The sequence below is a fragment of the Halochromatium glycolicum genome (assembly GCF_016584085.1).
In the GTDB taxonomy this organism is placed as follows: domain Bacteria; phylum Pseudomonadota; class Gammaproteobacteria; order Chromatiales; family Chromatiaceae; genus Lamprobacter; species Lamprobacter glycolicus.
On record NZ_NRSJ01000031.1, the window covers coordinates 14,512 to 40,986 of the forward strand.

General features: G+C 65.9%; 25 protein-coding genes. 11 read left to right on the plus strand and 14 right to left on the minus strand.

From position 1 onward, the window contains the following. The first annotated feature begins 50 nt into the window (after positions 1-50). Positions 51-1,037, plus strand: a complete 987-nt coding sequence (locus CKO40_RS15700; protein ID WP_200347274.1) for a L,D-transpeptidase family protein — start codon at positions 51-53, stop codon at positions 1,035-1,037. Here CKO40_RS15700 and CKO40_RS15705 read toward each other — a convergent pair. Beyond that, a complete protein-coding gene (locus tag CKO40_RS15705) occupies positions 1,016-1,213 on the minus strand; it encodes an alanine-zipper protein (protein ID WP_200347275.1) in 198 nt (65 codons plus the stop codon). The genes CKO40_RS15700 and CKO40_RS15705 overlap by 22 nt on opposite strands. A gap of 481 nt (positions 1,214-1,694) precedes the next feature. Between CKO40_RS15705 and CKO40_RS15710 the strand changes: the two genes are divergently transcribed. Further along, a complete protein-coding gene (locus CKO40_RS15710; RefSeq protein ID WP_242477092.1) occupies positions 1,695-2,282 on the plus strand; it encodes a chorismate--pyruvate lyase family protein in 588 nt (195 codons plus the stop codon). A gap of 200 nt (positions 2,283-2,482) precedes the next feature. Here the strand turns inward: CKO40_RS15710 and lipB are convergent, their stop codons facing one another. The 10 genes from lipB to CKO40_RS15760 form a co-directional block, all read right to left on the minus strand. Continuing rightward, entirely contained in the window at positions 2,483-3,070 is a 588-nt protein-coding gene (gene lipB, locus CKO40_RS15715) for a lipoyl(octanoyl) transferase LipB (protein WP_242477093.1), read from the minus strand. A 139-nt stretch (positions 3,071-3,209) separates the two neighbouring features. Continuing rightward, the gene (locus tag CKO40_RS15720) at positions 3,210-3,551 is read right to left on the minus strand and encodes a YbeD family protein (RefSeq protein ID WP_338074193.1); all 342 of its coding nucleotides are present in this window, start codon (positions 3,549-3,551) and stop codon (positions 3,210-3,212) included. Next, positions 3,529-4,389 carry an aminotransferase class IV gene (locus tag CKO40_RS15725; RefSeq protein ID WP_200347276.1) on the minus strand — a complete coding sequence of 287 codons (861 nt, stop codon included), beginning with the start codon at positions 4,387-4,389 and terminating at the stop codon, positions 3,529-3,531. The genes CKO40_RS15720 and CKO40_RS15725 overlap by 23 nt, the downstream gene beginning before the upstream one ends. Beyond that, positions 4,389-5,516: a D-alanyl-D-alanine carboxypeptidase family protein gene (locus CKO40_RS15730; protein ID WP_200347277.1), complete on the minus strand. Its 1,128-nt coding sequence runs from the start codon at positions 5,514-5,516 to the stop codon at positions 4,389-4,391. Before CKO40_RS15730 ends, CKO40_RS15725 begins: the two co-directional genes overlap by 1 nt. 170 nt (positions 5,517-5,686) lie before the next feature. Then, entirely contained in the window at positions 5,687-6,436 is a 750-nt protein-coding gene (locus CKO40_RS15735) for a septal ring lytic transglycosylase RlpA family protein (protein ID WP_242477094.1), read from the minus strand. A gap of 476 nt (positions 6,437-6,912) precedes the next feature. Continuing rightward, positions 6,913-8,049 (minus strand): rod shape-determining protein RodA, encoded by a 1,137-nt coding sequence (rodA, locus tag CKO40_RS15740; protein ID WP_200347278.1) that lies wholly within the window; start codon positions 8,047-8,049, stop codon positions 6,913-6,915. Positions 8,050-8,061: 12 nt separating this feature from the next. After that, on the minus strand, positions 8,062-9,939 hold the full coding sequence (gene mrdA / locus CKO40_RS15745) for a penicillin-binding protein 2 (RefSeq protein WP_200347279.1): 1,878 nt from the start codon (positions 9,937-9,939) through the stop codon (positions 8,062-8,064). Between the two features lie 33 nt (positions 9,940-9,972). Then, the gene (gene mreD / locus CKO40_RS15750) at positions 9,973-10,458 is read right to left on the minus strand and encodes a rod shape-determining protein MreD (protein ID WP_242477095.1); all 486 of its coding nucleotides are present in this window, start codon (positions 10,456-10,458) and stop codon (positions 9,973-9,975) included. Further along, positions 10,455-11,390 carry a rod shape-determining protein MreC gene (mreC, locus tag CKO40_RS15755; RefSeq protein WP_338074196.1) on the minus strand — a complete coding sequence of 312 codons (936 nt, stop codon included), beginning with the start codon at positions 11,388-11,390 and terminating at the stop codon, positions 10,455-10,457. Before mreC ends, mreD begins: the two co-directional genes overlap by 4 nt. A 67-nt stretch (positions 11,391-11,457) precedes the next feature. After that, positions 11,458-12,504: a rod shape-determining protein gene (locus tag CKO40_RS15760; protein ID WP_200347280.1), complete on the minus strand. Its 1,047-nt coding sequence runs from the start codon at positions 12,502-12,504 to the stop codon at positions 11,458-11,460. A 474-nt stretch (positions 12,505-12,978) separates the two neighbouring features. On the opposite strand from CKO40_RS15760, the gene gatC reads away from it, so the two are divergent. From gatC to CKO40_RS15775, 3 genes are all read left to right on the plus strand, one after another. After that, a complete protein-coding gene (gene gatC / locus CKO40_RS15765) occupies positions 12,979-13,266 on the plus strand; it encodes an Asp-tRNA(Asn)/Glu-tRNA(Gln) amidotransferase subunit GatC (protein WP_200347281.1) in 288 nt (95 codons plus the stop codon). A 122-nt stretch (positions 13,267-13,388) separates the two neighbouring features. Further along, positions 13,389-14,843, plus strand: coding sequence for an Asp-tRNA(Asn)/Glu-tRNA(Gln) amidotransferase subunit GatA (gatA, locus tag CKO40_RS15770; RefSeq protein ID WP_200347282.1), 1,455 nt, complete (start codon positions 13,389-13,391; stop codon positions 14,841-14,843). Between the two features lie 52 nt (positions 14,844-14,895). Continuing rightward, positions 14,896-16,362, plus strand: coding sequence for a sensor domain-containing diguanylate cyclase (locus tag CKO40_RS15775; protein ID WP_200347283.1), 1,467 nt, complete (start codon positions 14,896-14,898; stop codon positions 16,360-16,362). Positions 16,363-16,409: 47 nt separating this feature from the next. Here the strand turns inward: CKO40_RS15775 and CKO40_RS24445 are convergent, their stop codons facing one another. After that, positions 16,410-16,541 (minus strand): PIN domain-containing protein, encoded by a 132-nt coding sequence (locus CKO40_RS24445; RefSeq protein WP_420827387.1) that lies wholly within the window; start codon positions 16,539-16,541, stop codon positions 16,410-16,412. 324 nt (positions 16,542-16,865) lie between these two features. Between CKO40_RS24445 and CKO40_RS15780 the strand changes: the two genes are divergently transcribed. The 5 genes from CKO40_RS15780 to CKO40_RS15800 all read left to right on the plus strand — a co-directional run bounded on the left by CKO40_RS15780 (position 16,866) and on the right by CKO40_RS15800 (position 23,588). Then, complete coding sequence (locus CKO40_RS15780; RefSeq protein WP_200347284.1) at positions 16,866-17,213, plus strand: YgiW/YdeI family stress tolerance OB fold protein; 348 nt, start codon at positions 16,866-16,868, stop codon at positions 17,211-17,213. 61 nt (positions 17,214-17,274) lie between these two features. Next, positions 17,275-17,577, plus strand: a complete 303-nt coding sequence (locus CKO40_RS15785; RefSeq protein ID WP_200347285.1) for a hypothetical protein — start codon at positions 17,275-17,277, stop codon at positions 17,575-17,577. 131 nt (positions 17,578-17,708) lie between these two features. Further along, the gene (locus CKO40_RS15790) at positions 17,709-19,199 is read left to right on the plus strand and encodes an efflux RND transporter periplasmic adaptor subunit (RefSeq protein WP_200347287.1); all 1,491 of its coding nucleotides are present in this window, start codon (positions 17,709-17,711) and stop codon (positions 19,197-19,199) included. Next, a complete protein-coding gene (locus tag CKO40_RS15795) occupies positions 19,196-22,330 on the plus strand; it encodes an efflux RND transporter permease subunit (RefSeq protein ID WP_200347289.1) in 3,135 nt (1,044 codons plus the stop codon). Before CKO40_RS15790 ends, CKO40_RS15795 begins: the two co-directional genes overlap by 4 nt. Positions 22,331-22,736: 406 nt before the next feature. Continuing rightward, positions 22,737-23,588, plus strand: coding sequence for an ion transporter (locus tag CKO40_RS15800; protein ID WP_200347290.1), 852 nt, complete (start codon positions 22,737-22,739; stop codon positions 23,586-23,588). Between the two features lie 27 nt (positions 23,589-23,615). Here the strand turns inward: CKO40_RS15800 and CKO40_RS15805 are convergent, their stop codons facing one another. Together CKO40_RS15805 and CKO40_RS15810 are read right to left on the minus strand one after the other, a co-directional pair. Beyond that, the gene (locus tag CKO40_RS15805; RefSeq protein ID WP_200347291.1) at positions 23,616-24,104 is read right to left on the minus strand and encodes a PIN domain-containing protein; all 489 of its coding nucleotides are present in this window, start codon (positions 24,102-24,104) and stop codon (positions 23,616-23,618) included. Beyond that, a complete protein-coding gene (locus CKO40_RS15810; RefSeq protein WP_200347292.1) occupies positions 24,086-24,430 on the minus strand; it encodes a DUF7317 family protein in 345 nt (114 codons plus the stop codon). The genes CKO40_RS15805 and CKO40_RS15810 overlap by 19 nt, the downstream gene beginning before the upstream one ends. 592 nt (positions 24,431-25,022) lie before the next feature. On the opposite strand from CKO40_RS15810, the gene gatB reads away from it, so the two are divergent. After that, positions 25,023-26,465, plus strand: coding sequence for an Asp-tRNA(Asn)/Glu-tRNA(Gln) amidotransferase subunit GatB (gene gatB, locus CKO40_RS15815; RefSeq protein WP_200347293.1), 1,443 nt, complete (start codon positions 25,023-25,025; stop codon positions 26,463-26,465). The last annotated feature ends 10 nt before the right edge of the window (positions 26,466-26,475 follow it).

Sequence of the window (26,475 nt, forward strand, 5' to 3'; positions counted from 1 at the left end):
GGTTCGTGTCTTGAACCCCGAAACGCGTTGACCTTGAGGAGCCCATAGCGATGACCAAGCCTGCCTTGGCACCATTGATCGCCGCCGGCCGCCGGCTGTCGCAGCCTCTGCGCGCTGCAGTCCGGACGACTGTCCTGATCGGCCTCGCCGCACTGCCGCTCGATCCAACCCTCGCCAAGGTCTACCGGTTGGTCGACCCGAGTGATAGTGTCATCGGCACCCCGTTCTATGTAAAGGCACGCGGCGAGCATACGCTGCTCGATATCGGCCGGCATCACGGGCTTGGCGTCGACGAGATGAAGCAAGCCAATCCTGGCGTCGACATGTGGATACCCGGGGCCGGAACCCCGGTGCTCGCGCCAGACCGCCATGTGCTGCCGAACGCACCACGGGAAGGCATCGTACTCAACCTGGCCGAACGGCGGATGTACTACTTCCGCTCGCGAACGGAGGTCGAGACCTTTTCGATCGGGATCGGCCGCGACGGTTGGGAGACGCCGGTCGGCAGCTACCGGATCATCGAGAAGACCGAGAATCCGACCTGGACACCGCCGGCATCGATCCGGGCCGAGTACGCCAAGCGCGGCGAGACGCTACCGGCGGTCGTGCCGGCGGGCCCTGACAACCCGCTCGGCGCCTACCGACTGCGCTTGAGCAACCCGAGCTACCTGATTCATGGCACCAACAAGCCCTGGGGCGTCGGCATGCCGGTCAGCTCGGGCTGTACCCGGATGTTCCCCGAAGACATCGAGCATCTATTCGGTAAGGTCGAGGTCGGAACCCCGGTCAGGATCGTCAACCAACCCTACAAGGTCGGCTGGCTTGGGGATCAGCTCTTCCTCGAGGTCAGCCGGCCAGAGGATGCCGATCCGCGACCGGTCAAGGAGATCATCCCGAAGGAGATTGCAAACGCGGAAGGAGTCGTGATCGACTGGGAAGAGGTCAGGCGGGTTCAGCAGCAGAACACCGGCCTCCCACAGGTCGTCGGAGGCCGGAACAGCTCAAAGAGCTGGCATCACTTCGACATGATCTTCTGATACATACGGTTGATGCGATCCTCATTGGCCTCACAGCAGGCCTGGGCGGAGTTGGCAGCATCCATAGCGGCCTGAGCCATATCCCGTGCTTCCTGGTCGGTGGCGCAGCCACCCAGCAGCGAAGCGCCCAACAATGCGGCGGCAGAGAGAGAGGCAAGCTTAATCTTCTTGGTCATCAGGAATTCTCCGTGTTGGTTTGCCTTCGGGCAAGGCGTTTATAGCACAGCGCGCAAGTCATTTCTGCATGCGCGAATCTGGATGGTAGCAGAGACCTGGCGGTCCTTGTGAGCTGCTTTGAGCGGTTCCCTGAACGCCCTTGCCCCCATTCGAAACCGGTGCGAACCGAAAGGCCTTGATCATCGCTTCACCCAAAGCCCAGTGTCTTGCTCAACCACGGCGCTCTTTGCCTAATGAAATCAGAATCTTGTGCGGCATCACAGAGGAGCAGCGAGTCAGGGGCACGAACCGATGATCAAGGCCAACCGAACACCTGCTGCAAGATGAATCAATTAGCAGAATGCATCAATTCAGGCTGAGACATCGTGGCGACGCACGAACGCGTACATCGCGATACTCGTGGCAATGCTGACGTTCCGGCTCTCCAACGGACCTCCTTGCCGAATCCCTGCTCGTGCGATTTCAGGACGGAGGTCCGATTTGGTTGATCGCTATTATCGTCGCCCACTGCCCGACAGCGGTCCCAACCCGTTCCAATGTCAGGGCTTCGTGCGCAACGGCACCATTGCGAACGCCGGCGGCGAGCCATTGCCAATCGAGACCTTACCGCCCTTCCTAAGGGCCTTGCTGGTCACTGATGGCACCGTCACCAAGGCGCTCGAGGCCTACTTCTGGGAGCCAGTCGTCGTCGACACGCTGCGGCAGGAATTCATCGTTGCGGCGGACGAGATCCCCTGGATCGCGGTCAAACCGCAAGACCAGGTGTTGGTGCGCGAGGCGCTGCTGCGCGGGAGCGATACCGGCAAGCACTATGCGCAGGCCTTCTCGGTGATCCGCACTGCATTGATCCCGTCCTCGTTCAGAGAGCGCTTGATCAACCGTGAGATCGGCATCGGCGTCTTGATCCGCGACAGCGGGCTGGAGAGCTTTCGGGAGGTCATGGAGGTCGGTGTCGAGCCGGAGCCGATCGAGGGCGCCCGCGCGCTCTACCGCACCTACCGGATCATCATCGACGGCAGACCGGTCATCCTGATCAGCGAGACCTTCCCGTTGGAGCTCTATCTTTGAGCGATACCCAAAGCACGTCAATGCTCGGCACGGCAGAGCGGAGGGTCGGGTGACGGCGAGCGGGGGTGTCGACGGCGCGGCGAAGATCGCCCGCAAGCGGGCTCCTACCCCACGACCATTGGGGCAGCGACAATCGGTCTCGGGATTCCCGCTGGCTTGCACTAGGAGGCTCTTGGCTCCGATCAAGGGTCCGCTCCGACTCAGAGCGGCGGCAACCGGTCCTGGCGCCGGTGGAGCAGGCTGGCTAGATGCTGCGCAAGACGATCGCCGACCGCCTTGACGCCTAGGTCCTCTGCAGCATCACTGACCTGGTCGCAGAGCCGGGTGATCGCCAGGCCCGGATAGCCGCACGGATTGATCCGTTGGAATGGCGCCGGATCAAGATCGACGTTCAGCGCGATGCCGTGGTAGCTGCAGCCGTGACGCACCCGGAGACCAACGGAGGCGATCTTCGCATCGCCGACGTACACGCCAGGGGCATCGGCGCGCGAGCGGGCCTCGACGCCATAATCGGTCAGCAGCTCGATGACAGCCTGCTCGAGCAGCTGCACCAGGCGTTTGACCCCAAGCCGTGCGCGCTTTAGGTCCAACAGCAGGTAAGCAACCAGTTGCCCGGGGCCATGGTAGGTCACCTGACCGCCCCGGTCGCAGCGGACGACCGGGATCGGCCCGGGGTCGAGCAGGTGGTCGGCCAAGCCGGCCTGCCCGAGCGTGAACACCGGCGGATGCTCGAGCAGCCACAGCTCGTCATCGGTCTCGGCACCGCGGCTGTCGGTCAAACGCCGCATGAGCGTCCAGGCTCGCTCGTACTCGAATTGGCCAAGCCAACGCACCCGCAGGGGCGGCAGGCACTCGGACTCCGCCTCACCGCGGACAGATACCCTCTCGGACGCCGTAACCACCGCAGCAGTGCCGTCAGCTGCCGACTCAGAAGGCACAGGTGATCAGCTCGTGCTCGGAGAGCTCGCGGTAGATCGCGTCGAGCTGGCGCTTGCTCTTGGCCTCGATCACGACCGTCACCGAGACCCAGTTGCCGTTGCGGCTCGGGCGCGAGCGCAGCGCATCGGCGCTGGTTTCGGGCGCATGGCGCTCGAGGATCTCGCCCAGGATCGACTCGATCCCGTGCTCGCGTCGTCCCATCGCCTTGATCGGGAAATCACAGGGAAAACGCAACAGGGTCTCGTCTTGATCGGTATCCGGATTCGCCATCCCGCTGTCTCTCCCGGCCAGTGCGAGCAGTCGCCGCTCAGACGGCAGCCCCTCGCGCATCGGCCTTGAATCGTTGATAGTGGGCGTCGATCTGCTGCCATACCGGGCCGGGCCGACCCGAGCCCACTGGCTCACCGTCGAGCCGGGTGACCGGCATCACCTCCCGCGTGGAGCTGGTGATCCAGACCTCATCGGCGCTCTGTAAGGTCTCGACCGGGATTGCGTCTTCACGGTACGGGATACCCGCCTGAGCGGCCAGCTCCAGTACCAGATCCCGCGTGATACCCGGCAGCAGCAGCGGCCCCTTTGCCGGCGTTGATAATTGTCCGCCTGATACCACGAACAGATTGCTCGTGGAACCCTCGAGCGCCAGCCCGTCGCGCACCAGAATCGCCTCTTCAGCGCCTGCCTCGGCCGCCGCCTGGCGCAGCATTACGGCCGCAACCAGGGCCGTCGTCTTGATGTCGCACCGGTGCCAACGGATATCGTCACGGATCACCGCAGAGACCCCGCGCTCGGCGATGCCTCGATCACGCGGCTGCATCGGCTTGGCCATCGCCATCACCGTGGGGGTGGCGTGCGCCGGATAGCGATGATCCCGCGTCGGCGCGACGCCGCGCGTGACCTGCAGATAGAGGGCTTGATCCGTCTCCGGCGCGGGCGCGAGCAAGCGATCGAAGATCGCTGACCACTCGGCCAACGACAACGGCTCCTGCATCCCGATACCGCGCAGGCTATTGGCTAGGCGCTCGATGTGCTCGCGCGCGCGCAGTGGTCGGCCGCCATAAGCCGGGATGACCTCATAGACCCCATCGCCGAATAGGAACCCCCGATCCAGGACCGAGACCATCGCCTGATCAGGCGCGAGATAGGCACCGTTGAGATAGATCTCGCCCATCAGAACAGCTTCAGCACCGAGTCCACCGCCTGCCGCACCAGACCACCTCGGACCGACTCGGCGAGTGCGACGGCCGGTTGACGCTTCACTGCCTCACCATCCAGTAGCAACACGATATCGCCGACCGATTCGCCCACCGCGACCGGCGCGGTCAGCGGTCTCGACAGCTCCAGCTGAGCCGCAAGGTCGTCGAACCGCCCGCGCGGGATCGTGACAGCGACGTCACGCGCCGGCCCGACCGGGACACTCGGTGGATCACCCGACCAGATGCGTACGGTCTCGAGCGGCTCATCGGCCGGATACAGGCGATGGGTCTCGAAGAACCGGAAACCGTAGTTGAGCAGCGCCAGGCTGTCGGCAACACGCGCCGAATCGCTCGCTGTCCCCATCACCACCGAGATCAAGCGCTGGCCGTCGCGCTGCGCCGAGGACACCAGACAGTATCCGGCGCCCTGGGTATGCCCGGTCTTGACCCCATCAACGCCGGCCCCCTTTCCGAGCAGCCGATTACGATTGAATTGCTGGATGCCATGCCAGGTGAACTCGGGCTCGGAGTACCAGCGGTAGTAGTCGGGGAACTCGCGAATCATCGCGGAGGTGACCCGAGCGATATCGCGTGGAGTCGTGTAATGATCAGGGTCCGGCAGGCCCGTGGCGTTGGTGAAATGCGTCCGGTCCATCCCGAGCCGCTCGGCATGCTGGTTCATCAAACCCGCGAAGCTCGTCTCGCTGCCCGCCACCTGTTCCGCGAGCGCCACACTGGCATCATTGCCGGACTGGATGATCATGCCCTTGAGCAGACTCTCGACCGACACCTGATTGCCGACCTCGATGAACATCTTCGAGCCGCCGGTGCGCCAGGCCTTCTCACTGACGAGCACCGGGGTATCGAGTGTGATGTTGCCTTCTGCGAGCTCACTGAAGACCACATAGGCGGTCATGATCTTGGTCAGGCTGGCGGGCTCAAGCCGTTGATCCGGATTCGAGGCGGCCAGCACCGCCCCGCTGTCGTGGTCGACCAACAGATAGCCCTTGGCGCCCAACTCCGGCGGCTCCGGAGCCGGCGTCTCGGCCCGAGCCGCGCCAACCAGGAGAGCCACGAGCAAGATCGAGAGAAGGTATCGCATAGACTTCAGTTTAACCTAAGAGCAGCCAAAAAACGTCAGTCCACCCAAGCAGTTGTCTGACCTGCACAGAGACCGACCGCCGTTTCTCGGTTTGACTGCGCCATGATCGGCCGATGCGATCCGCGCCGCGACCTCCATGCAGCGACACCGGACCCGCTCGCTGGGCGTGCTCAACGGCTCACGACCATCGGTTTCTCGATGCCAAGGGCCGCGAGTCGGCGTCCGAGCGTATCGGCGTCCCGCTCGGAGTCCAATGGGCCGACCTGGACCTTGTAGAGCGGGTCCACGGCATAGAGTGGGTCCGAGGCAAAGCCACTTCGCGCCGTCTGCACGCGCACAGGCGCATCGACGGCGGCGAGCACCTGGTCGCGCAACTGCTCGGCATTGCCGCGGCTGCCGAATGCGCCGAGCTGCAGATAGACGGGAGCTGGCGCCGATGCCTGAGGCTTGGCAACAGCGGACGTCGCAGCGATGCCGACATCCGGTGAGCGCTCAGCCGGGGCGCGCTGCGCTGGTTCAGCCGCCCCATCGGTGGACGCGACTCGCAACGGGCTCTGGCCACCGTGATCGCGCGGATCGATCGAGCGGACCTCGACGCGTGCAATACCGGCCTTGACCATGTCCAGCCGTTTGGCCGCGGCATAGGAGAGATCAATGACCCGGTTATGGACGAACGGTCCGCGATCATTCACCCGCACCACCGTGCTGCGTCCGTTGTCGAGATTGGTCACGCGCGCATAGGTGGGCAGCGGCAGCGTTTTGTGGGCCGCGGTCATCTGGTGCATATCGTAGCGTTCTCCACTCGAGGTTCTGCGGCCATGGAACTTGCGTCCGTACCAGGACGCCAGCCCGCGCTCGACATGGTTTCGGCTGCTCGTCTTGGTGTAATAGCGCTTCCCGCGCACCACATAAGAACGCATGTTGCCGGAACGCGCCTTCGGTTCGACCTTAGGGCGAATCTCCGCCGCCGGCACCTCCGCGACTGTCCCCTTAGGATTGCTGCCGCAAGCTCCCAGCGCCAGCAGCACGGGTCCGCACAACAAGCCGAGACGCATCCAGGCACCGAGCAGCCGGCGCCCAGAACCACCCTTCCGATGTCGATGGGCGCACCCGCTACCCACCGCCGTCTTCATACACTGCATCTCACTCCCCCGGTGAATTCCTTGCGCCAGGATCGCCTGGCTGAGTTGAAAGACGGCCGTCGCGCGCCGGGGTCTCGGCAGCGGCTCGAGCGCGCCCGAGCCCAAGACCCGACATGACCGACGCAACGACCGGTGGGACGCTGGGCATCGAGACCCCCATCGACGCAACAGCGGCTGAACCGGTGGCAAGCGTTCCAATCGACCTCGAAAAGGCGCCTGCGACAATCGAAATGGTGTCAAGTATAGGCTTGATCTCACTCTCTTTGAAGCGTTTTCCGGTGAGTCTGGACCGACATCAGGATGCCGAAGCCCATCATCAGCGTGACCAACGAGGTTCCGCCATAGCTGATCAGCGGCAACGGAACGCCAACCACCGGAAGCAGTCCGGTCACCATCCCCATGTTGACGAATAGGTAAACGAAGAACACCGCGGTCACGGAGCCCGCCAGCAGACGGCTGTAGGTGTCCGAAGCGCCCGCGGCAATCGCGAGTCCGCGCAGGATCACCGCGAGATAGAGCAGCATCAGCACCGCGACCCCGGACAGGCCGAGCTCCTCGCCGAGCACGGCGAAGATGAAGTCCGTCGAGCGCTCGGGCAGGAACTCCAGGTGCGATTGGGTCCCGGCCAGCCAGCCCTTGCCATAGAGCCCGCCTGAGCCGATCGCGATCTGCGATTGGATGATGTGATAGCCAGCCCCCAGCGGATCAGAGCTCGGATCGAGGAAGGTCAGCACCCGCTGGCGCTGGTAATCGCGCATCAATGACCACAGCAGGGGTGCCAGCGAGGCGCCGAGTACCACCAGGCCGATGATCAGGCGCCAGCGCAGCCCCGCCAGGAACAGTGTCGCAACGCCAGCGCTCCCGACCAGCAATGCCGTGCCCAGATCCGGCTGCTTGGCGATCAGCAAGACTGGTAGCGCGATCAGCAGGCTCGCGATCAACACATCCAACAGCCGTGGCGGCAGTGCGCGCAGCGACAGGTACCAGGCCAACATCATCGGCAATGCCAGCTTGAGGATCTCGGACGGCTGAAAGCGGACGAACCCGAGGTCCAGCCAGCGCTGCGCCCCTTTGCTCTGCTCACCGATCGTCAGCACCATCACCAGCAGGCCGAGACCGAGCAGGAACAGTGGCACCGACCACTGACGCAGGGCCGCTGGAGGCAGTTGTGCGATCGCAAGCATCAGCACCGCCGCGACCGCGAGCCGCAGCCCCTGCCGCTGCACCTGCGCAACCGATTCACCGGTCGCACTGTAGAGCACGATCAGGCCGAAGCCGCAGATGAGCGCCAGCAACAGGAGCAGCGGTAGGTCGATGTGCAGGCGCGTCGCGAGCAGGCTCTCGCGCCGATCGGCACCGGCATCGACCCGAAGTCGCTCCGGGTTAAGCATCCCAAAGCCCGCTCATCGAGCGGCCTCTTCCTCGGACGGCGAGGGCGGCTCGACCCGGCGATCCAGCAGCCAACTGTCCATCACCGCACGGGCGATCGGTGCGGCGGTCGAGCCGCCATGGCCGCCGTTCTCGACGATCACCGCCACCGCGATACGCGGCTCCTCGATCGGTGCAAAGCCAACGAACAAGGCATGATCACGCATCCGTTCGGCGACCTCGGCCTCGTTATAGGTCTCGTTCTGGCCGATGCTGAACACCTGCGAGGTCCCGGTCTTGCCGGCGATGCGATAGGCCTCGGTGCGGATGCGCCGGGCGGTGCCGCGTCGGCCCTCGACGACATCGGTCATCGCATCCAGGATCGCCTGCCAGTGGGTCGGGTCCTGATCCGGGATCGGCCGGCGCACCGCTGCTGTGGGCTGCAACGGCGCGCCGAGCATCGCGCGCGTCGCCGCCACCAGGCGCGGCTCGATGAAGGTACCGCCATTGGCGATCGCCGCGGTCGCCGCCGCCAGCTGCAGCGGCGTGGCCAGGAACGCGCCCTGGCCGATGCCGACGATCAGGGTCTCGCCGGGGAACCAGGGCTGATTGCGCGCGCGCCGCTTCCACTCCGGCGACGGCAGCAGCCCGCCCAGCTCGCCGGCGATATCGGCGCCGGTCGGGCGGCCGAAATTGAATTCGGCCAGCAGATCATCGAGCCGCTCGATGCCCATGTCGTGCGCGAGCCGATAGAAGTAGACATCGCAGGACTGCACGATCGCCGCCTTCATCGACAGCGTGCCGTGGCCACTGCGGCGCCAGCACCGATAGCGGTGTGAATGACCGGGCAATTGATAATAGCCGGGGCAGTACTTGCCGTTATGGATGCCGGTGGCGCCAGTCGCGAGCCCGGCCAATGCGACGAACGGCTTGATGGTGGAGCCGGGCGGATACTGGCCGCGGATCGCGCGATTGTAGAGCGGTTTGTCGATATCGTCGCGCAGCGCCGCATAGGCCTTGAAGCCGATGCCGCCGACGAAGGGGTTGGGGTCATAGCTCGGCGCACTGACCAACGCCAGCACGCCGCCGGTATCGGGCTCGATCGCGACCACCGCGCCGCGCCGTCCGGCCAGTGCGGCAGCCGCGTCGCGCTGCAATGCCATGTCGAGGAAGAGGTGCAGGTCCTGGCCCGAGACCGGGGCCTTCTGCTCGCGGCGTTCGAGCACCCGCCCACGCGCATTGACAACGGCCTGCTCGTAACCGACGTGCCCATGTAGCAGGTGCTCGTGCGCCTTCTCAACCCCGACCTTGCCGATGTGCGAGCTGCCGGCATAGTCGGAGCGGTCGATGCGCTCGAGCTCCTGCTCGTTGATGCGGCCGACGTAACCGATCACGTGGGCGGTGTGCCGACCTTCGGGATAGAAGCGCGAGAGCTCGGCAGCGATCTCGACCCCTGGGAAGCGATGACTCTGTACCGCGAAGCGGGCACGCTCACGCTGATCCAGCCCGAGTCGGATCGGCACCCCTTCGAAGCGCCGGCGCTGAGGCAGCAATCGCTCGAAGCGCTCCCGGTCCTGCGCTGTGATCGGGACGAGCTCAGCGAGGGCGGCGATGGTCGCATCGAGGTCTTCGACCTTCTCCGGAGCGATGGTCAGCGCATAGGAGGGCACGTTGTCGGCGAGCAGGACGCCATCGCGGTCGTAGATCAGCCCACGCGTCGGCGCCACTGGCTGGACCTTGATGCGATTGTCATCCGAGAGCGTCGTGAAGTGCTCGTGGCGGACGACCTGCAGCTGCACCAGCCGGCCGACGATCAGCCCCAAACTAACCAGCACCAACGCGGCCAGGAACAGCGCACGCCAGCGGAACAGGCGCCTCTCCCCGCGCCGGTCTTCAAACGTATCGCCGAGCATCAGCTTGCCTCAGTGCGCGGCACCTGTCCCCATTCAGACCTCCCAAAACGCTGCACGCAACCGATCGAGCGCCAGGCTCAGCCAAGGCCAGAGCAGCAGGCCCACCAAGGTCGGCAGCCAATAGGCGAGCGTTGGCGTCGGCTGGCCGATCGCCCCGAGGACCCATAACGACAACAACCGCTCCACCAACAACAATAACCAAACTGCGACCGCCTGCTGCCAAAGCGGGAATGCCCGAATGCGCCGATGCAGCTCCTCGGTCAGGTAGGCGACCACCGAGAGCGAGAGCGCATGGGCACCGAGCAGCCCGCCGGAGACGACATCATGGGCGATACCGAGCGCGAACCCGCTGAATACACCAACCCGCGTCGGCAGCACCAGGCACCAATAGATCAGGATCAATGTCACCCACTGCGGCCGATAGTCCTCGGCCCAGGCCGGCATCGGCAGCACCATCAGGGTGAGCGCCGCGATTAGCGTACCACCGACGACCAGCAGACCCCGTACCGGTGCATTCAAGAGCGGGTATCCTGCCGCTGGGATTCATCAGGCTCCGGCGCAGCCGGCAGCTCCCGGCCATTGGCCTGCATCGACCCGCTGATGTCGCCCTGCGGCTGGTCCGGGGCGGCGACGGTCCAGACCAGCAGCACCTCATGACTGCGGTCCAGCCGCGCCGTCGGCTCGGCCTTCACGGTCGCGAACGGACTGCTCGGGTCATCCGCCACCTCGACGATACGCGCCACCGGATAGCCTGACGGGAAGACCCCCCCCATTCCGGAGGTCACCAGCAGGTCACCGACCCTGACGTCGGCATTCTTCGGGAGATGGGGCAGCCGCAACTGATGGACCAAGCCGGTGCCGGTCGCAATCGTCCGCAGCCCGTTCCGGTTGATCTGCACCGGCAGCGCATGATCGGCATCCGTGATCAGCAGGACCCGGGCGGTGAACGGATTCGCGACCACCACCTGCCCCATTACCGCATTCGCATCCAGCACCGGCTGGCCGACATAGACACCAGACGTTGAGCCCTTGTCGACCAGCACCTGCTGTCGGTACGGATCGAGTTCGACCTCGAGCAGCTCGGCGACCAGGACTCGGTCACTGACCTTGAAGGATGAGCCGAGCAGATCCCGCAACCGACTGTTCTCCGCCTGCAACGCAAGGAAGCGCTGCATCTGGCCGCGCAGTGCCAAATTCTCTCGCTCGAGCAGCGCATTGCGCTCGCGCAGATCGGCCTCGGTCGCGAGCCGCCCGTCGAGCGCACGCAGCAGACGCGTTGGCTGCGAGGCCAACCATTGAATCGGGTAGGCGCCCAAGGTCAACGTCGAGCGCAGCCACTCGATATGCTGAAACCGCGCGTCGGCGGTGATCAATCCCAGCGACAACAGGACGGCCACAACCAGCCGTAGCAGCGGTGACGGACCGTGGACGAAGAGCGCTTTGATAGGGATGGACCTCCGCGTCGCCTTGCCGTGCTAGGGCCGTTCCAGGGGCGGCCTCGCCCCCGATGCACGCGGCTTACTCGACCGAGAACAGATCGAGCCCGCGCTGATCAATCAGCTCGAGCGCCTTACCACCGCCTCGCGCAACACAGGTCAGCGGATCATCGGCGACGACTACCGGCAGCCCCGTTTCCTCTGAGATCAGCCGTTCGATATCCCGCAGCAAGGCCCCGCCGCCGGTCAGCACGATCCCACGCTCGGAGACATCCCCCCCAAGCTCGGGCGGTGTCTGCTCCAAAGCGCTCCTGACCGCACTGACGATCCCGTGAAGGGGCTCTTGCAAGGCCTCGAGGATCTCGTTGCTATTGAGCGTGAAGCTTCGCGGCATGCCCTCTGCGAGATTACGCCCGCGCACCTCGATCTCGAGCACCTCGTTGCCCGGAAACGCACTGCCGATCTCATGCTTGATGCGCTCGGCGGTCGCCTCCCCGATAAAGGTCCCGTAATTGCGCCGCACGTAGTTGATAATGCTCTCATCAAAGGTATCGCCGCCGATGCGGGCCGAGTTCGAGAGTACGATGCCGTTGAGCGAGATGACCGCAACCTCGGAGGTACCGCCGCCGATGTCAAGCACCATCGAGCCCTGCGGCTCGTCGACCGGCAGTCCGGCTCCAATCGCCGCAGCCATCGGCTCCTCGATCAGATAGACCTCGCGCGCGCCGGCCCCGGCTGCCGATTCCTTGATCGCGCGTCGCTCAACCTGGGTCGAGCCGCAAGGCACGCAGACCAGCACCCGCGGACTCGGTCGGATCATCCGGCTCTCATGCGCCTTATGGATGAAGTATTGGAGCATCTTTTCCGTTACCGTGAAATCGGCGATGACGCCATCCTTGAGCGGCCGAATCGCGGTGATGTTCTGCGGCGTGCGGCCCAGCATCGACTTCGCCTCATCGCCCACCGCGGCAACCATCTTGCGGCCGCCGTCTTGCTCCTGTCGGATCGCGACCACTGACGGCTCATTCAGCACGATGCCCTGTCCTCGCGTGTAGATCAGGGTATTCGCGGTTCCGAGGTCGATCGACAGATCGTTCGAAAACAGCCCTCGGATACGTCTTAGGAACATCGGTCATCACTCCAGCGTTATCACGCGCCGCACCTCAGCACGGAATCGCGTGGACCGGTCGCACCGCGGATCAGGCGGCGCCGGGTGTCAAAAAAAGGGGTCGCATTCGGGTGAATCCGCAGCGGAAGCGCCGCCAACCGGGGACGCATCGGGCACTTCCGTTGCCGTCACCGACAGGGCAGTGACGGCTCGTCTGGTACTCGCACGATGCCGGCCCCCGCCCGTCTGGAAGCGCGCGGCATCGCGCCGAGGCCTGCCGGAATTTTCAAGGGGAAAATTCACGCTAATCTAGCAATGCAGCCTGTAGCGGGCAAGCGGCGCATCACGATTGCCGGTCTCGAAGCACTGCCTTCAACCCCCGGCTTGTAGTACCCTCGGTGCATCGCGCATCCAGTGGCAGCGTCCCCGGGCCGCCCGCAGCCGCCTGTCACCGCCCCAGCGCCCAACGCCCTGCAACCGCACCGCCGTCTGCACATGTCCCTGAATAGCAGCGATGTCGCCAAGATCGCCCACCTCGCCCGGCTTGCCGTCGATGACAGCGAGCTGCAGCACTTCAGCGCCGAGCTCAGCAGCATCCTCGACCTCGTCGAGCAGATGCACAAGGTCGAGACGACCGGCATCGAGCCCATGTCGCACCCGCTGCATATGACCCAGCGTTTGCGGCCCGACAGCGTGACCGAGACCGATCAGCGCGAGCGCTTTCAGGCGATGGCGCCGAGCACCGAAGAGGGTCTGTACCTCGTGCCCAAGGTGGTCGAATAGCCAGCGCGAGAACGCTCGGCTGGTCGCCAAGGCCCAGTCGAACCTGATACCCATCGCCCAGATGCGGTCCAGCACGCGCGGATACCGGTCCGGGCCCGAGTCCTGCGACATTGAACGAGCCCATGCATCAGCGAACAATCAGCGACATCGCCGCCGCATTGCGGGCTGGCGAGCTCTCCGCGCGCGAGCTCACCCAGCACTACCTCGCGCGCATCGAGCGCCTCGATCCCGCGCTCAACAGCTATATCAGCGTCACCGCCGAGCAGGCGCTGGCCGCGGCCGATCAGGCCGACGCCCGGCTGCGCGCCGGCGACGCCGGCCCGCTGACCGGCATCCCGATCGCGCACAAGGACATCTTCTGCACCGACGGGATCAAGACCAGCTGCGGCTCGCGCATGCTCGACAACTTCATCGCGCCCTACGACGCCACCGTGGTCGAGCGGCTACGCGCCGCCGGCTGTCCGACACTGGGCAAGACCAACATGGACGAGTTCGCGATGGGCTCGTCGAACGAGACCAGCTTCTACGGCCCGGTGCGCAATCCCTGGGACACAGAGCGCGTGCCCGGCGGCTCCTCGGGCGGCTCGGCCGCGGCGGTCGCCGCCGGCCTCTGCGCGGCAGCGACCGGCACCGACACCGGCGGCTCGATCCGCCAGCCGGCCGCCTTCTGCGGCGTCACCGGCCTCAAGCCGACCTACGGACGCTGCTCACGCTGGGGCATGATCGCCTTCGCCTCGAGTCTCGACCAGGCCGGCGTGCTGGCGCGCAGCGCCGCCGACGCCGCCCTGGTGCTGCAGGCGATGGCCGGCTTCGATGAGCGCGACTCGACCAGCGCCGACGCGCCGGTGCCCGACTACGGCACCACGCTCGAGAGCCCCATCGACGGCCTCAAGATCGGCCTGCCCAAGGAGTATTTCGGCGAGGGCTTGGATGCCGGCGTCGCCGCCTCGGTCGAGGCCGCGATCAACGAATACGAGGCGCTCGGCGCTACCGTCAGCGAGATCAGTCTGCCCAACGCCCCGCTCTCGGTGCCAGTCTACTACGTCGTCGCACCGGCCGAGTGCTCGTCGAACCTGGCCCGCTTCGACGGCGTGCGCTATGGCCATCGCTGCGAGGCGCCTGCGGATCTCGAGGACCTCTACAAGCGCAGCCGTGCCGAGGGCTTCGGCGCCGAGGTCAAGCGCCGGATCATGATCGGCACCTACGTGCTCTCGGCCGGCTACTACGATGCCTACTACCTCAAGGCGCAGCAGCTGCGCCATCTGATCAGCGACGACTTCCGCCGCGCCTTCGAGCAGGTCGACGTCATCCTGGGGCCGACCACACCGAGCACCGCCTTCGCGCTCGGCGCCAAGACCGACGACCCGGTCGCGATGTACCTGAACGACATCTACACCATCGCCACCAATCTCGCCGGCCTGCCCGGGGTCTCGATCCCGGTTGCGCCGGCCGAGGGCATGCCGGTCGGGCTTCAGCTCATCGGCGACGTCTTCCAGGAAGGACGCCTGCTGAACATCGCCCATCGCCTGCAACAGGCGACCGACTGGCACCTGCTGACCCCGGCCGACGCCGCATGAGCGCCGCCGCAGCCGCCCGGATCACCCGAACGACCGTCACGCAGCGCGCCTGATGCCGGCGCGCGAGCGTCCGCGGATGCGCCTGGGGCACGATAAGCGCCTGCCGCTTACCCTCGGCGTGATCCTGGTGGTCGGCTTCCTGAGCGTTAACCTCTACAGCTTCACAGTCTCCAGCAACGCCGTGCGCGAGATGCTGGTCCAGAACACGCTGCCGCTGACCAGCAACAACATCTACTCCGAGATCCAGGCGAGCCTGTTGCGCCCGATCTACGTCTCCTCGCTGATGGCGCACGACACCTTCCTGATCGATTGGATGGCGCAGGGCGAACGCGATACCGACCAGGTCATCCGCTACCTGCAGGCGATCCAACAGAAGTACGAGGTCTTCTCCGCCTTCGTAGTCTCAGCGCTGACGCTCAGGTACTACCACCACGACGGCGTGCTCAAGACGCTCTCAGAGGATTCCAAGAAGGATCAGTGGTTCTTTACGATGGTGCCGCACCCGAACGCCTATCGCGTCGATATCGACACCAACGAGGCCGACGATAACCAGCTCACGATCTTCATCAATCACAAGATCATCGATACGGACGGCCGCTTCATCGGGGTGACCGGTGTCGGCCTCGACGTCGCCAACATGTCGCAACTGATCGCCGACTACAAGGCACGCTATGACCGCGACATCTACTTCGTCGATCGCCGCGGCATCATCCAGAGCCACGCCGATGAGCGGCTGATCGGCACCGCCGACATCCACGAGCGGGCCGGCATCAGCGCAATCGCCGACCAGATCCTCAGCGGCGAGCAGGGTTCGCTGGTCTACAGCGGTGACCGGGGCCCGGTCTTCCTGCGCTATCGTTTCATCCCGGAGCTCGACTGGTATCTACTCGTCGAGCAGGGCGAGCGCGCCGCCGTCGCGCGTCTGCGGACCGCCTTCTACCACAACCTCGCGGCCGGGGCCGTGGTCACCCTCATCGTGCTCCTGATCAGCACCTACACGGTGCGCCGCTTCCACGAGCGCCTCGCCCGCATGGCCACCATCGATCGGCTCTCGGGGCTCTACAACCGCGAGGCCTTCGAGGCCCTGTTCGCCCGGGCGAGCGCCAGCGCGCGACGCTACGGGCAACCGCTGTCGCTGATCCTGTTCGACATCGACCTGTTCAAGCACATCAACGACCAGCACGGGCATCTCGCCGGCGACCGCGTCATCGAGCAGGTCGCGCAGTTGGTCCAGCGCGGCCGGCGCGCGAACGATCTGCTCGCCCGCTGGGGCGGGGACGAATTCGTCTTGCTGCTCGCCGATTGCGATCTGGCCGCTGCCCACCGCTTGGCCGACGGGCTGCGCCAGGCGGTCAGCGATGCGATCGTCGTGCCCGAGTGCAACCGCCCGCTCACCCTCAGCCTCGGCATCGCCGCCTACCATCAGAACGATACGCTCGATGAGCTGCTCGGTCGCGCCGACGAACAGCTCTACCGGGCCAAGGCGGCCGGGCGCAATCGGGTCGCGAGCGGCGCCTAGCTCGGTGTCATGGCTGGCGGACGAACCGGATCAAGCGCGCCGCGATCTCAACCCCCTTGATCGCCAGCGTCCAGCCAGTCTTCTACGGTGAGGCCGTCGACGCGTCGAAACTCGCCGAGATTGTTCGTCACCAGTGTTGCGCCCTCCGCGCGAACGTGCGCGGCGATCACTAGATCCATGTTGCCGATCGGGGTGCCCGCCTTACGCAGATCCGCGCGGATGCACGCAGAGTGGGCGGCGGCCAGCCCCGCTCCTGTGGCGCTTCCTGCTCCCGTATAGACCAGAACACCTGATGGGCAACGTCGCGAGCTGGCGCAGGGGCATCGGAAAAAGGGATCGGGTCGATGGCCGTCACCCAGTTGAAACGGAGCCGGCGTTGTACCATGGTCACGTCCTTCGGCCGCAAGGCGCGCGGACCAGTCCGAGCACGAAGCCAGGAGCCAGCCGGCGGGATCGCGGGCTGGCATCGGCCACCACAAGATGCCGGAACAGCGAGGCACACAATGAAGCGCCATTTTCCCTTGTTGATTGGTTTCCTGTTGCTGTCATCGACCTCTGACGCCCAGTTCACCGGGCCATCGTCGGCGGGCCGGGCCAGCACGGTCGCCCAGGCGCAGCAGGCCGCGATCGAATCCTATGTCACGGTTACGGGCAACCTCGTCGCCCACCTCGGAGAGGATTATTATCGGTTCCGGGATCAGACGGGTGCGATCCGGGTGGAGATCGAGCCGCCGGTCTGGCGGAACCGGAAGATCGGCCCCGACACCAGGGTGCGGCTGGTCGCCGAGGTCGATCGCACTGCGACCGGAAGGCGCTACCTCTGGGTCGAGTCACTCGAGATCGCAGACTGATGCCGGCCCTGCCACGGGCGATCAGCTGCTGGGCCTGACCATCCTCGGAGACCAAGTCGCGATGGAGCCTGACATCATCGGCCATTGCTGGCACTGCGGCGCCGATCTGACGCGCGCCGACTACGGCCGCGAGAACCACTGCCGCAGCTGCGGCAAGGCCACACGCTGCTGCCGCAACTGTCGGCTCTACCAACGCGGTCGCCCGAACGACTGTCTCGAGCCGCTGGCCGAGCCCGTCGCGGACAAGACGCGCGCGAACTTCTGCGAGCACTTCGACCCGGCACCGCGGCCGGCGGCGGATCGACCCGCGAGCTCAGCGGATGAGGACAGCCTCCGGCAGGCGGCCGAGGCGCTGTTCAAGTAGACCCCGCCAAGCCGTCTTGCCGATCCCAGGCGGCCGGCGTGCGGCGCCACCGCGCCGCGTTGAGCGGTTCCAGATCAAAGCGCCTCACGAGCAACCAGCACCAGCCGATCCGCCGGCCCGGAACGCACAGCATGAGCCAGCACACCGCCACCATCGACGGGGAAGCGCGCGCGCTCGGCTGGCGCTCGACGTTGGTCACCATTGCCGTCATCGCCGCGCTGGCCGCCGGGCTGATCCATTGGATCGATAGCAGCGAGCCGAAGGCGCAGCGCGAAGCCGCCACCAAGCGCACGGCCATGCTGGTCGCCGTCGAGCGCGTGCGGCGCGGGACCTTCGCGCCGACCATCACCGGCCTGGGCCGGGTCGCGCCTGCGCGCGAGATCATCCTCAGCCCCCAGGTCGCCGGGCGCGTGATCGCGGTCGCCGACAGCCTGCTGCCGGGCGGTTTCGTCGCCGCGGGCGAGCCGCTGATCCGCATCGACCCGGCCGACTACGCCAACCGCGTCCAGCAACGCGAGAGCGCCCTGCAGCAGGCCCGATCCGAGCTCGCGATCGAGCTCGGCCGCCGGGATGTGGCGCGCACCGACCTCGAGCTGCTGGACCGCGAGCTGACCCCGGAGAACCGGGCGCTGGTCCTGCGCGAGCCGCAGCGGCAAGCGGCGCGCGCGGCGGTGCGTGCCGCCGAGGCGGCGCTGAGCCAGGCGCGGCTGGAGCTGGCGCGCACGACCCTCGACGCGCCCTTTCCCGCCCAGGTCCTGAGCCGCACGATCGACCTCGGCTCACAGGTCGCGCCCGGCGCCGAGCTGGCGCGGCTGATCGGCATCGACGAGTACTGGGTGATCGTCACCGTACCGGTCGCCAAGCTGAGCCAGATCGCCTTCCCGGCCGACGGCGAGCCCGGCGCTTCGGTGCGGTTGCGAAACCGCACCGCCTGGCCCGACGGCGAATCCCGCCAGGGTCGTCTCCGCCACCTGATCGGGGCGCTCGACGATCAGACGCGGCTCGCCCGCGTGCTCGTCAGCGTGAGCGATCCGCTCGCGCGCGCGGCCGAGACGGCTGGGCCGCGCCTGCTCGTCGGCGCCATCGTCCAGGCCCAGATCCCGGGTCGGCCGCTGACCGACGTCTTCCGCATCGATCGCGACGCCCTGCGCGAGAATGATCGGCTGTGGCTGAACGTCGATGGGACCCTGCAGATCCGCGACGCCCAGGTCGTGTTCAAGGACCGGCAGTACGCCTACATCCGCGACGGGCTGAATGACGGCGATTGGCTGGTCACCAGCAGTCTGGCCACCGTCGCCGAAGGCGCGCCATTGCGCACGGAGGCCCAGAAGCCAGCGCAAGGCTCAGCTGAGAGCACCGCATCAGGCAACGCCTCAGAAGGCAACGCCAAAGCAGGAAGCGCCACAGCAGCCAATGCCGCGCAGGATGCTGCACAGGACTCGGCACAGGGCTCGGCACAGGGCTCGGCACAGGGCTCGGCACAGGGCTCGGCACAGGGCTCGGCACAGGGCTCGGCACAGGGCTCGGCACAGGGCTCGGCCTCGGAGACCTCACCAGCGAACGCCGCAGAGGCTGCGGCAGAGGCTGCGGCACAGGACCCGGCACCGGACGCCGCACCATGACCGCAGCCGAGCGACCCCCCTCCACAGGCGGCCCGATCGCCTGGATGGCGCGCCATGCGATCGCCGCCAACCTGATGATGATGATCCTGCTGGCGGGCGGGCTCTGGTCGGCCGCGCAGATCCAGAAGGAGGTCTTTCCGCAGTTCCAGCTCGATATCGTCACCATCAGCGTCGGCTATCCGGGCGCGGCGCCGAGCGAGGTCGAAAGCGGCATCCTGCAGCCGATCGAAGAGGCGGTGCGCGGGCTCGAAGGCATCCGCGAGATCAGCGCACGCGCGAGCGAAGGCTGGGGCCGCGTCGAGATCGAGCTGGTCGCCGGCGCCGAGCGGATGAAGGCCTTTCAGGATATCGATCAGGCGATCGCGCAGGTGCGGACCTTTCCGGAAGAGGCCGATGAGCCCGAGGTGCGTCTGCGGGAGCGCCAGCGCGAGGCGATGGAGCTCGGGCTCTACGGCGACGTCGACATCTGGACACTGCGCAAGCTCGCCGAGCGCCTGCGCGACCGACTCTTGAATGACCCGAACATCACCCAGGTCGAGCTCGGCTATGTGCCCGACTATGTCACCCATGTTGAGATCCCGGCCGCCAGCCTGCGCCAATACGACCTGTCGCTGCCCGAGGTCGCCCGGATCATCGCCCAATCGAGCCAGGACGTGCCGGCCGGCGCGGTGCGTACCTTCGATGGCGAGATCCTGCTGCGCCTGCAGGAGCGCAAGGTCTGGGCGGACGAGTTCGCCGAGATCGACCTCCTCGCCAATGCCAGCGGCGCCGCGCTCAAGCTCGGCGACATCGCAACGGTCCGCGACGGCTTCGAGGAAGGCAACTTCCACTCGCGCTTCAACGGCCGGCCGTCGACCGAGATCGTGATCTACCGCACCGGCCGCGAGTCGCCGTTGGAGATCGAGGCGCGCGTCAACGCGATCATGGCCGACTTCGAGACCCTGCTGCCGCCGAGTGTCGCCTGGCGGATCGATTCCAACAACGCCGAGGAGTTCCGCGAGCGCCTGACGCTGATCCTCGAGAACGGCGCCTTATCGGTGCTCATCGTGCTCAGCATCCTGTCGCTGTTCCTGGCCGCGCGCCTGGCCTTCTGGGTGATGATGGGGATGGCGATCGCGTTCATCGGCTCGCTGCTGTTGCTGCCGCCGCTCGGTGTGAGCATCAACATGATCTCGCTGTTCGGCTTCCTGGTCGCGCTCGGCATCGTCGTCGATGACGCGATCGTCGTCGGCGAGAACGTCTACGAGGCACGCAAGCAGACATCCGACCCGTTGGCGGCCGCGATCACCGGCACCCGCCAGGTGGCGGTGCCGGTAATCTTCTCGATCCTGACCAACGTCGTCGCCTTCGTGCCGCTGCTGTTCATCCCGGGCGAGACCGGGCTATTCTGGTGGCCGCTGCCGGTGGTGGTCATCACGGTCCTGCTGCTGTCGCTGCTGGAGGCGCTGCTGATCCTCCCGGCCCATCTGGCGCATGTGCCGCGCGCGCCGAGCGGTCACTCGCTCCTGCAGCCGCTCAAGGGGCTGCAGACGCGTTTCGCCGGTGCCTTCGACCGGTTCGTGCAGACGCACTACAGCCGGCTGCTCGATCTGACCCTGCGCAACCGCTATCTGACCATCGCCTCCGCGCTGGCACTGCTGGTCGTGATCGGCCACTATGCCAACAGCGATCACATGGGCATGATCAATATGCCCGAGGTCGCGGCCGATGAGATCGAGGCCGGGGTCTCGATGCCGGTCGGCACGACGCCGGCCCAGGCCGGGCAGGTCGCACTCCGGCTGACCGAGGCGACGCGGCGCCTATATGAGGCGAATGATCTGGACGCGGTCGCCGAAGGGATCAAGACCAACGTGCGCGGCCAGGATTTCATCGACATCGAGATCGTGATGCGCCCACCCGACCAGCGCGCGATGACCGCGAAAGAGGTCATCGCACTCTGGCGCGACGAGATCGGCGACATCCAGGGGGTGGACCAGATCACCTTCGAGGCCGAGCGCGGTCCCGGCGGCTGGCGGCCGGACATCCGCGTCGACCTCAGCCACAACGACATCGCGGTGCTGGAACAGGCCAGCAAGCGCCTGGTCGCGGAGCTGAACCGGTTTCCGAATACCGCAGACGTCAACGACAACTTCGACAAGGGCAAGAAGCGGATCGATTTTCGGCTGCTGCCCGAAGGTCGCGCCCTGGGCCTGACCCCGGACGCGGTTGGCGAGCAGCTGCGCGGCGCCTTCTTCGGCGCCTTGGCGGTTCGTCAGCTGCGCGGCACCAATGAGACCGAGGTCCGGGTCAAATTGCCGGCGTCCGAGCGCGAGGATCTGGCCTCTCTCGAGGACTATGTGCTGCGCACCCCGGACGGGGTCGAGGTCCCGTTGTTCGAGGTGGCCGCCTTCGAGTACAGCGAGGCCTTCAGCACCATCCAGCGCCGCAATGGACGCCGGATCGTGACCGTCTCGACCGATGTCGAGCCGAAGCGCGAGATCGTCCAGGTCGTCGACGCCCTCAATAGCCGCATCCTGCCGCAGCTGCGCGCCGATTATCCCGGCCTGACCTGGAGCTTCCAGGGCTCGGACGCCGAGATGCGCGCCGCGACCCAGACCCTATGGGGCTATTTCGGGCTGGCCATGATCGTGATCTACGCGCTGCTAGCGGTCGCCCTCAACAGCTACGCCCAGCCCCTGGTCGTGCTCAGCGCGATCCCCTTCGGCGTGATCGGCGCGGTGATCGGGCACATCATCATGGGCTTCGATCTGTCGCTGATCTCGCTGATGGGCGTCGTCGCCCTCTCCGGGGTCGTGCTCAACAGCTCGCTGATCATGACCGATTTCGCCAACCGCCAGCGCCGCGATCAGGGCGGCGCCTGCAGCGTCCATGACGCGATCCTGCTGGCCGGCCTGCGCCGTTTCCGGCCGATCATGCTGACCACCCTGACCACCTTCGGCGGACTGACGCCGATCCTGCTCGAATCCTCGTTGCAGGCGCAGTATCTGATCCCGATGGCGATTTCGCTCGGCTTCGGGATCATCTTCGCGACCAGCATCGTCCTGATCCTGGTGCCGTCGCTCTATCTGATGCTGGAGGATATCAACGGGATCATGGCGCGCAGAACAAGGCGGCGAGTCGCCGAGATGTAACGGATATCGCCATTCCACGTGATCGCCGGACAGAAAGCACCGGAACAGTCAGCACCGAGGGGCTCAGCTTGTCCGGAAACCAGGGCGAGTGACGATACGATCAGTCAACTCCTCTCCAGCATCGCGTTGGCTTTGCCGTGAACAACCCCGCGGGCGTTGCATTCCGCGGCGTTGCGCGCGTCATGTTCGTTGGGCGCAAGGCTGGCTCATCGCACCTTTCCGCCTGAACAGCGGCTAAAATGTCCCGAGAATCTCGGCATCTGCAGCCTCATCCTGCTCAGGGGTTGCCTTGAATCACTCAGGATTCATCGAGCGGCTTAACACCGCACCATGCGCGTTCGCGTGAATGCGCCACTCATGATCGTTGCATCCTTCGTTTTGTCCTCAGCTATCGGAGCTCCCCGTCATGCCGTCCCCCTTGTCGTTGCGTGCGCGCCTCGGCACCTGGATCGAATCCGCGCCCATCCAGCGCCTGATCATCGCGCTCATCGTCCTCAATGCCGTCACCCTGGGGCTGGAGACGTCGGAGACGGTGATGGCAAGTATCGGCCCGTTGTTGGTGAGCCTCGACCGGCTGGTGCTGGCGGTCTTCGTGCTCGAGATCGCCATCAAGCTGTTCGCCTTCGGCGGACGCTTCTTCCGCAATGCCTGGAACGTCTTCGATTTCCTGGTCGTCGGCATCGCGCTGGTGCCGGCGAGCGGCCCCTTAGCGGTGCTGCGCACCTTGCGGGTGCTGCGGGTGCTGCGGCTGGTCTCCACGGTGCCGCGGCTGCGTTTCGTGGTCGAGGCCCTGCTGAAGGCGATCCCGGGCATCGCCTCGATCGCCGGGCTGATGCTGCTGCTGTTCTACGTCTTCGCGGTGATGGCGACCAACCTCTACGGCGCGCGCTTCCCGGACTGGTTCGGCAGCATCGGCGCCTCGATGTACACCCTGTTCCAGATCATGACCCTGGAGAGCTGGTCGATGGGGATCGTGCGCCCGGTGATGGCGGCCTATCCGCTGGCCTGGCTGTTCTTCGTCCCGTTCATCCTGATCGCGACCTTCACGATGCTGAACCTGTTCATCGGCATCATCGTCGACACCATGCAGACGATGCATGAGGCCGGCCACGAGGCCGAGCGCGAGCAGCTCGCGGGCGCGATGCACCAGGACACCGATCGCGTGCTCCAGGAGATGCAGCGCATGCGCCAAGAGCTGAGTGCGCTACGGACGAGTGTCGAGGCGATCGAGCACGCGCGGCCCGAAGCGCCGCGCTGAGCAATCAAGCGCCTCTGCGCGGTGAAATCACTCACCAACCCGCCGCAGCACCGTCTTCATGACGGTCGGTGAGATCCGGAAATCGGAGGCATGCAGTGCGGCGAAGACGTCACGCGCTGATGAAATCACGCCACACTGACGCGCCAAGCCGATCACGGCCGCGGTGCCGGCCACGCGCAGCCCATGTTCGGCGGCGATGACCCTGCCAGCACGCTCATCCATCAGCACCAGGCAGGGCTCGGTCTGCGCCAAGGCGATGCGGATGCAGGCCGCTTCGCCCGCGTCGAGATCCGGCAGTGCGGGCGCCGTCGGCACCGCTGTATGGACCTTGAGCCAGCCGCCATCGAGCCCGGCCCTGATCAGCCGTTCGTCTTCATACCCAAGGCCCGGCAACACCTCATCGCGCACCGCTGGCGGCAGCCAAACCACGCCGAAAAGGGACTCGAGCCAGCCGAGCCCATCCACTCGCGCCAGGCCGATCAATGGACTGGCGTCTGTCAGGACGAGGCGAGCCATGCATCCAGTTCGTCGAGGTCACGCTCCACCTCCGATGCCTCGAGGTCGATCACCGGGATGCCGAGCCGGGACAGGTGGGTTGCAAAGTCCCCTACCGACATCCCGGCAAGGTGCGCTGCACGGGCCAGGGACAGATGCCCATCGCGAAACAGGGCCGTCGCCAGGGCCGGGCGCACGCCCTCTCTCTCCAGCACGCCAGCCAGCTCCACGCCAACCATGAGGGCATCCGGCTTATCGCGATTGAGCACCAGTACCAGATCCTCACGCGCCTTGCGCAGCGCCTCGCTGGGGTTGTTCTTGAGCCCGCTGACGTTGACGGTCTGCATGCCTATCGCTCATGGGAATCAAACATAGGAATCAGTGTAGCACCCGCCGATCCGGCTCGCCGATAGCCATCGCGGTCACCGCTGCTGCCAAGACCTGGCCGTCGATCACAGCATGCTGTTATAGCCATCCAACCTAATGCGAGCACTGACCCTCTTTGATCCTGGCGGCAGTGATGCAGGACAACCAAAAGGGTCTGTACGGATATCAGTGCGGTTGACTAGACAGGCTGCTGACTTGGCTCGGCGCCCCGGTCTGGAACGCCCTCATTGCCAGTTTGAGCCAGGGGCCTGCGCATCAGGATGCCCGGCACGCACATCGTCGCATGGTGTCGCCGCAGCCAGGGCCTGCTGATCGCACAGCACCTCGGCCCCCTTCATGACTCATACCTCAACGCCGGCGATGGCACCTTTCACATCCTCGATGAGCCCCGCTCAACCTGGGCTAGAATGACGCCTTTCTTGATGAGCCCAGGGGCTGCTGCGCGCAGCCTGTTTCGCAGTGCCGCGCAACGCATCCGCTGCGTCAGCCTGCCGCGCGCCGCAAGCCGCAACCGCTCCGTGCCAGCACCCAACCAACGAGAACCGACTCCGCATGCAATGGGAACCCGTTATCGGGCTGGAGATCCACACCCAGCTCGCCACTGAATCGAAGATCTTCTCGGGCGCCGCGACCGCCTTCGGCGCCGCGCCGAACACCCAGGCCTGCGCGATCGACCTCGGCCTGCCGGGGGTGCTGCCGGTGCTGAACACGGGGGCCGTGCAGCGCGCGGTGCAGTTCGGACGTGCGATCGCCGCCGAGATCGCGCCGCGCTCGGTGTTCGCGCGCAAGAACTACTTCTACCCGGATCTCCCCAAGGGCTACCAGATCAGCCAGTACGAGCTGCCGATCGTCGGCCAGGGTGAAGTCGAGATCGTGCTCGACGACGGCCGCGTGAAGACCATCGGCGTCACCCGCGCGCATCTGGAGGAGGATGCGGGCAAGTCGCTGCACGAGGACTTCTCCGGTCCGATGGGTGCGATGACCGGCATCGACCTCAACCGCGCCGGCACGCCCTTGCTCGAGATCGTCTCGGAGCCCGACCTGCGCTCGTCAGAGGAGGCCGTCACCTACGCCCGTAAGATCCACCAGCTGGTGCGCTGGATCGGCATCAGCGACGGCAACATGCAGGAGGGCTCGTTCCGGGTCGATGCGAACGTCTCGGTCCACCTGCCGGGAACGCCGTTCGGCACCCGCGCCGAGCTCAAGAACATCAACTCGTTCCGGTTCCTGCAGCGGGCGATCGAGCTCGAGATCGAGCGTCAGATCGAGATCCTCGAGGACGGCGGCAGCGTCGTGCAGGAGACCCGGCTCTATGACGCCGACCAGGACGAGACCCGCTCGATGCGCACCAAGGAGGAGGCCAACGACTACCGTTATTTCCCGGACCCCGATCTGCTGCCGGTCGAGCTCGACGCCGCGTTCATCGCCGCCGCCACCGCGGACCTACCCGAGCTGCCCGACGCGATGCGTCATCGCTTCAGCGAACAGTTCGGCCTCAGCGACTACGATGCCGCCCTGCTGACGGCCAACCGCGCGACCGCGAGCTATTTCGAAGCGGTGGTCGCGGAAGGCGTCGACCCTAAGCTCAGCGCGAACTGGATCACCGGCGCGCTCGCCGCCGCGCTCAACAAGGCCGACCTCGAGATCAGTGCGAGCCCGGTCACAGCTCCGCAGCTCGCGGGACTGCTCAAGCGGATCGAAGACAACACCATCTCGGGCAAGATCGCGAAGCAGGTGTTCGAGGCGATCTGGGCCGGCGACGGCGATCCGGATCAGGTAATCGAGGCCAAGGGCCTGAAGCAGATCACCGACAGCGGCGCGATCGAGCAGATGATCGACGCCATCCTCGCCGACAACCCGCAGCAGGTCGAGCAATACCGCGCCGGCAAGCAGAAGGTGTTCGGCTTCTTCGTCGGCCAGGTGATGAAGCAGAGTCAGGGCAAGGCGAACCCGCAGCAGGTCAATCAGCTGCTCAAGACCAAGCTCGACGGCTGAGCAAGCGACA

Bases quoted from the DNA above. Each gene is read 5' to 3' on its own strand.
- gatA (WP_200347282.1), top strand. From the start codon at position 13,389: ATGCATCAGCGAACAATCAGCGACATCGCCGCCGCATTGCGGGCTGGC.
- CKO40_RS15760 (WP_200347280.1), bottom strand. From the start codon at position 12,504: ATGTTCCTAAGACGTATCCGAGGGCTGTTTTCGAACGATCTGTCGATC.
- CKO40_RS15795 (WP_200347289.1), top strand. From the start codon at position 19,196: ATGACCGCAGCCGAGCGACCCCCCTCCACAGGCGGCCCGATCGCCTGG.
- CKO40_RS15705 (WP_200347275.1), bottom strand. From the start codon at position 1,213: ATGACCAAGAAGATTAAGCTTGCCTCTCTCTCTGCCGCCGCATTGTTG.
- mrdA (WP_200347279.1), bottom strand. From the start codon at position 9,939: ATGCTCGGCGATACGTTTGAAGACCGGCGCGGGGAGAGGCGCCTGTTC.
- CKO40_RS15735 (WP_242477094.1), bottom strand. From the start codon at position 6,436: ATGCGTTCTTATGTGGTGCGCGGGAAGCGCTATTACACCAAGACGAGC.
- gatC (WP_200347281.1), top strand. From the start codon at position 12,979: ATGTCCCTGAATAGCAGCGATGTCGCCAAGATCGCCCACCTCGCCCGG.
- CKO40_RS15720 (WP_338074193.1), bottom strand. From the start codon at position 3,551: ATGCGCGAGGGGCTGCCGTCTGAGCGGCGACTGCTCGCACTGGCCGGG.
- gatB (WP_200347293.1), top strand. From the start codon at position 25,023: ATGCAATGGGAACCCGTTATCGGGCTGGAGATCCACACCCAGCTCGCC.
- lipB (WP_242477093.1), bottom strand. From the start codon at position 3,070: ATGCGGCGTTTGACCGACAGCCGCGGTGCCGAGACCGATGACGAGCTG.
- CKO40_RS15810 (WP_200347292.1), bottom strand. From the start codon at position 24,430: ATGCAGACCGTCAACGTCAGCGGGCTCAAGAACAACCCCAGCGAGGCG.
- CKO40_RS15730 (WP_200347277.1), bottom strand. From the start codon at position 5,516: ATGCGATACCTTCTCTCGATCTTGCTCGTGGCTCTCCTGGTTGGCGCG.
- rodA (WP_200347278.1), bottom strand. From the start codon at position 8,049: ATGCTTAACCCGGAGCGACTTCGGGTCGATGCCGGTGCCGATCGGCGC.
- CKO40_RS15775 (WP_200347283.1), top strand. From the start codon at position 14,896: ATGCCGGCGCGCGAGCGTCCGCGGATGCGCCTGGGGCACGATAAGCGC.
- CKO40_RS15700 (WP_200347274.1), top strand. From the start codon at position 51: ATGACCAAGCCTGCCTTGGCACCATTGATCGCCGCCGGCCGCCGGCTG.
- CKO40_RS15780 (WP_200347284.1), top strand. From the start codon at position 16,866: ATGAAGCGCCATTTTCCCTTGTTGATTGGTTTCCTGTTGCTGTCATCG.
- CKO40_RS15790 (WP_200347287.1), top strand. From the start codon at position 17,709: ATGAGCCAGCACACCGCCACCATCGACGGGGAAGCGCGCGCGCTCGGC.
- CKO40_RS15785 (WP_200347285.1), top strand. From the start codon at position 17,275: ATGGAGCCTGACATCATCGGCCATTGCTGGCACTGCGGCGCCGATCTG.
- CKO40_RS15805 (WP_200347291.1), bottom strand. From the start codon at position 24,104: ATGGCTCGCCTCGTCCTGACAGACGCCAGTCCATTGATCGGCCTGGCG.
- CKO40_RS15725 (WP_200347276.1), bottom strand. From the start codon at position 4,389: ATGGGCGAGATCTATCTCAACGGTGCCTATCTCGCGCCTGATCAGGCG.
- CKO40_RS15800 (WP_200347290.1), top strand. From the start codon at position 22,737: ATGCCGTCCCCCTTGTCGTTGCGTGCGCGCCTCGGCACCTGGATCGAA.
- CKO40_RS24445 (WP_420827387.1), bottom strand. From the start codon at position 16,541: ATGGATCTAGTGATCGCCGCGCACGTTCGCGCGGAGGGCGCAACACTG.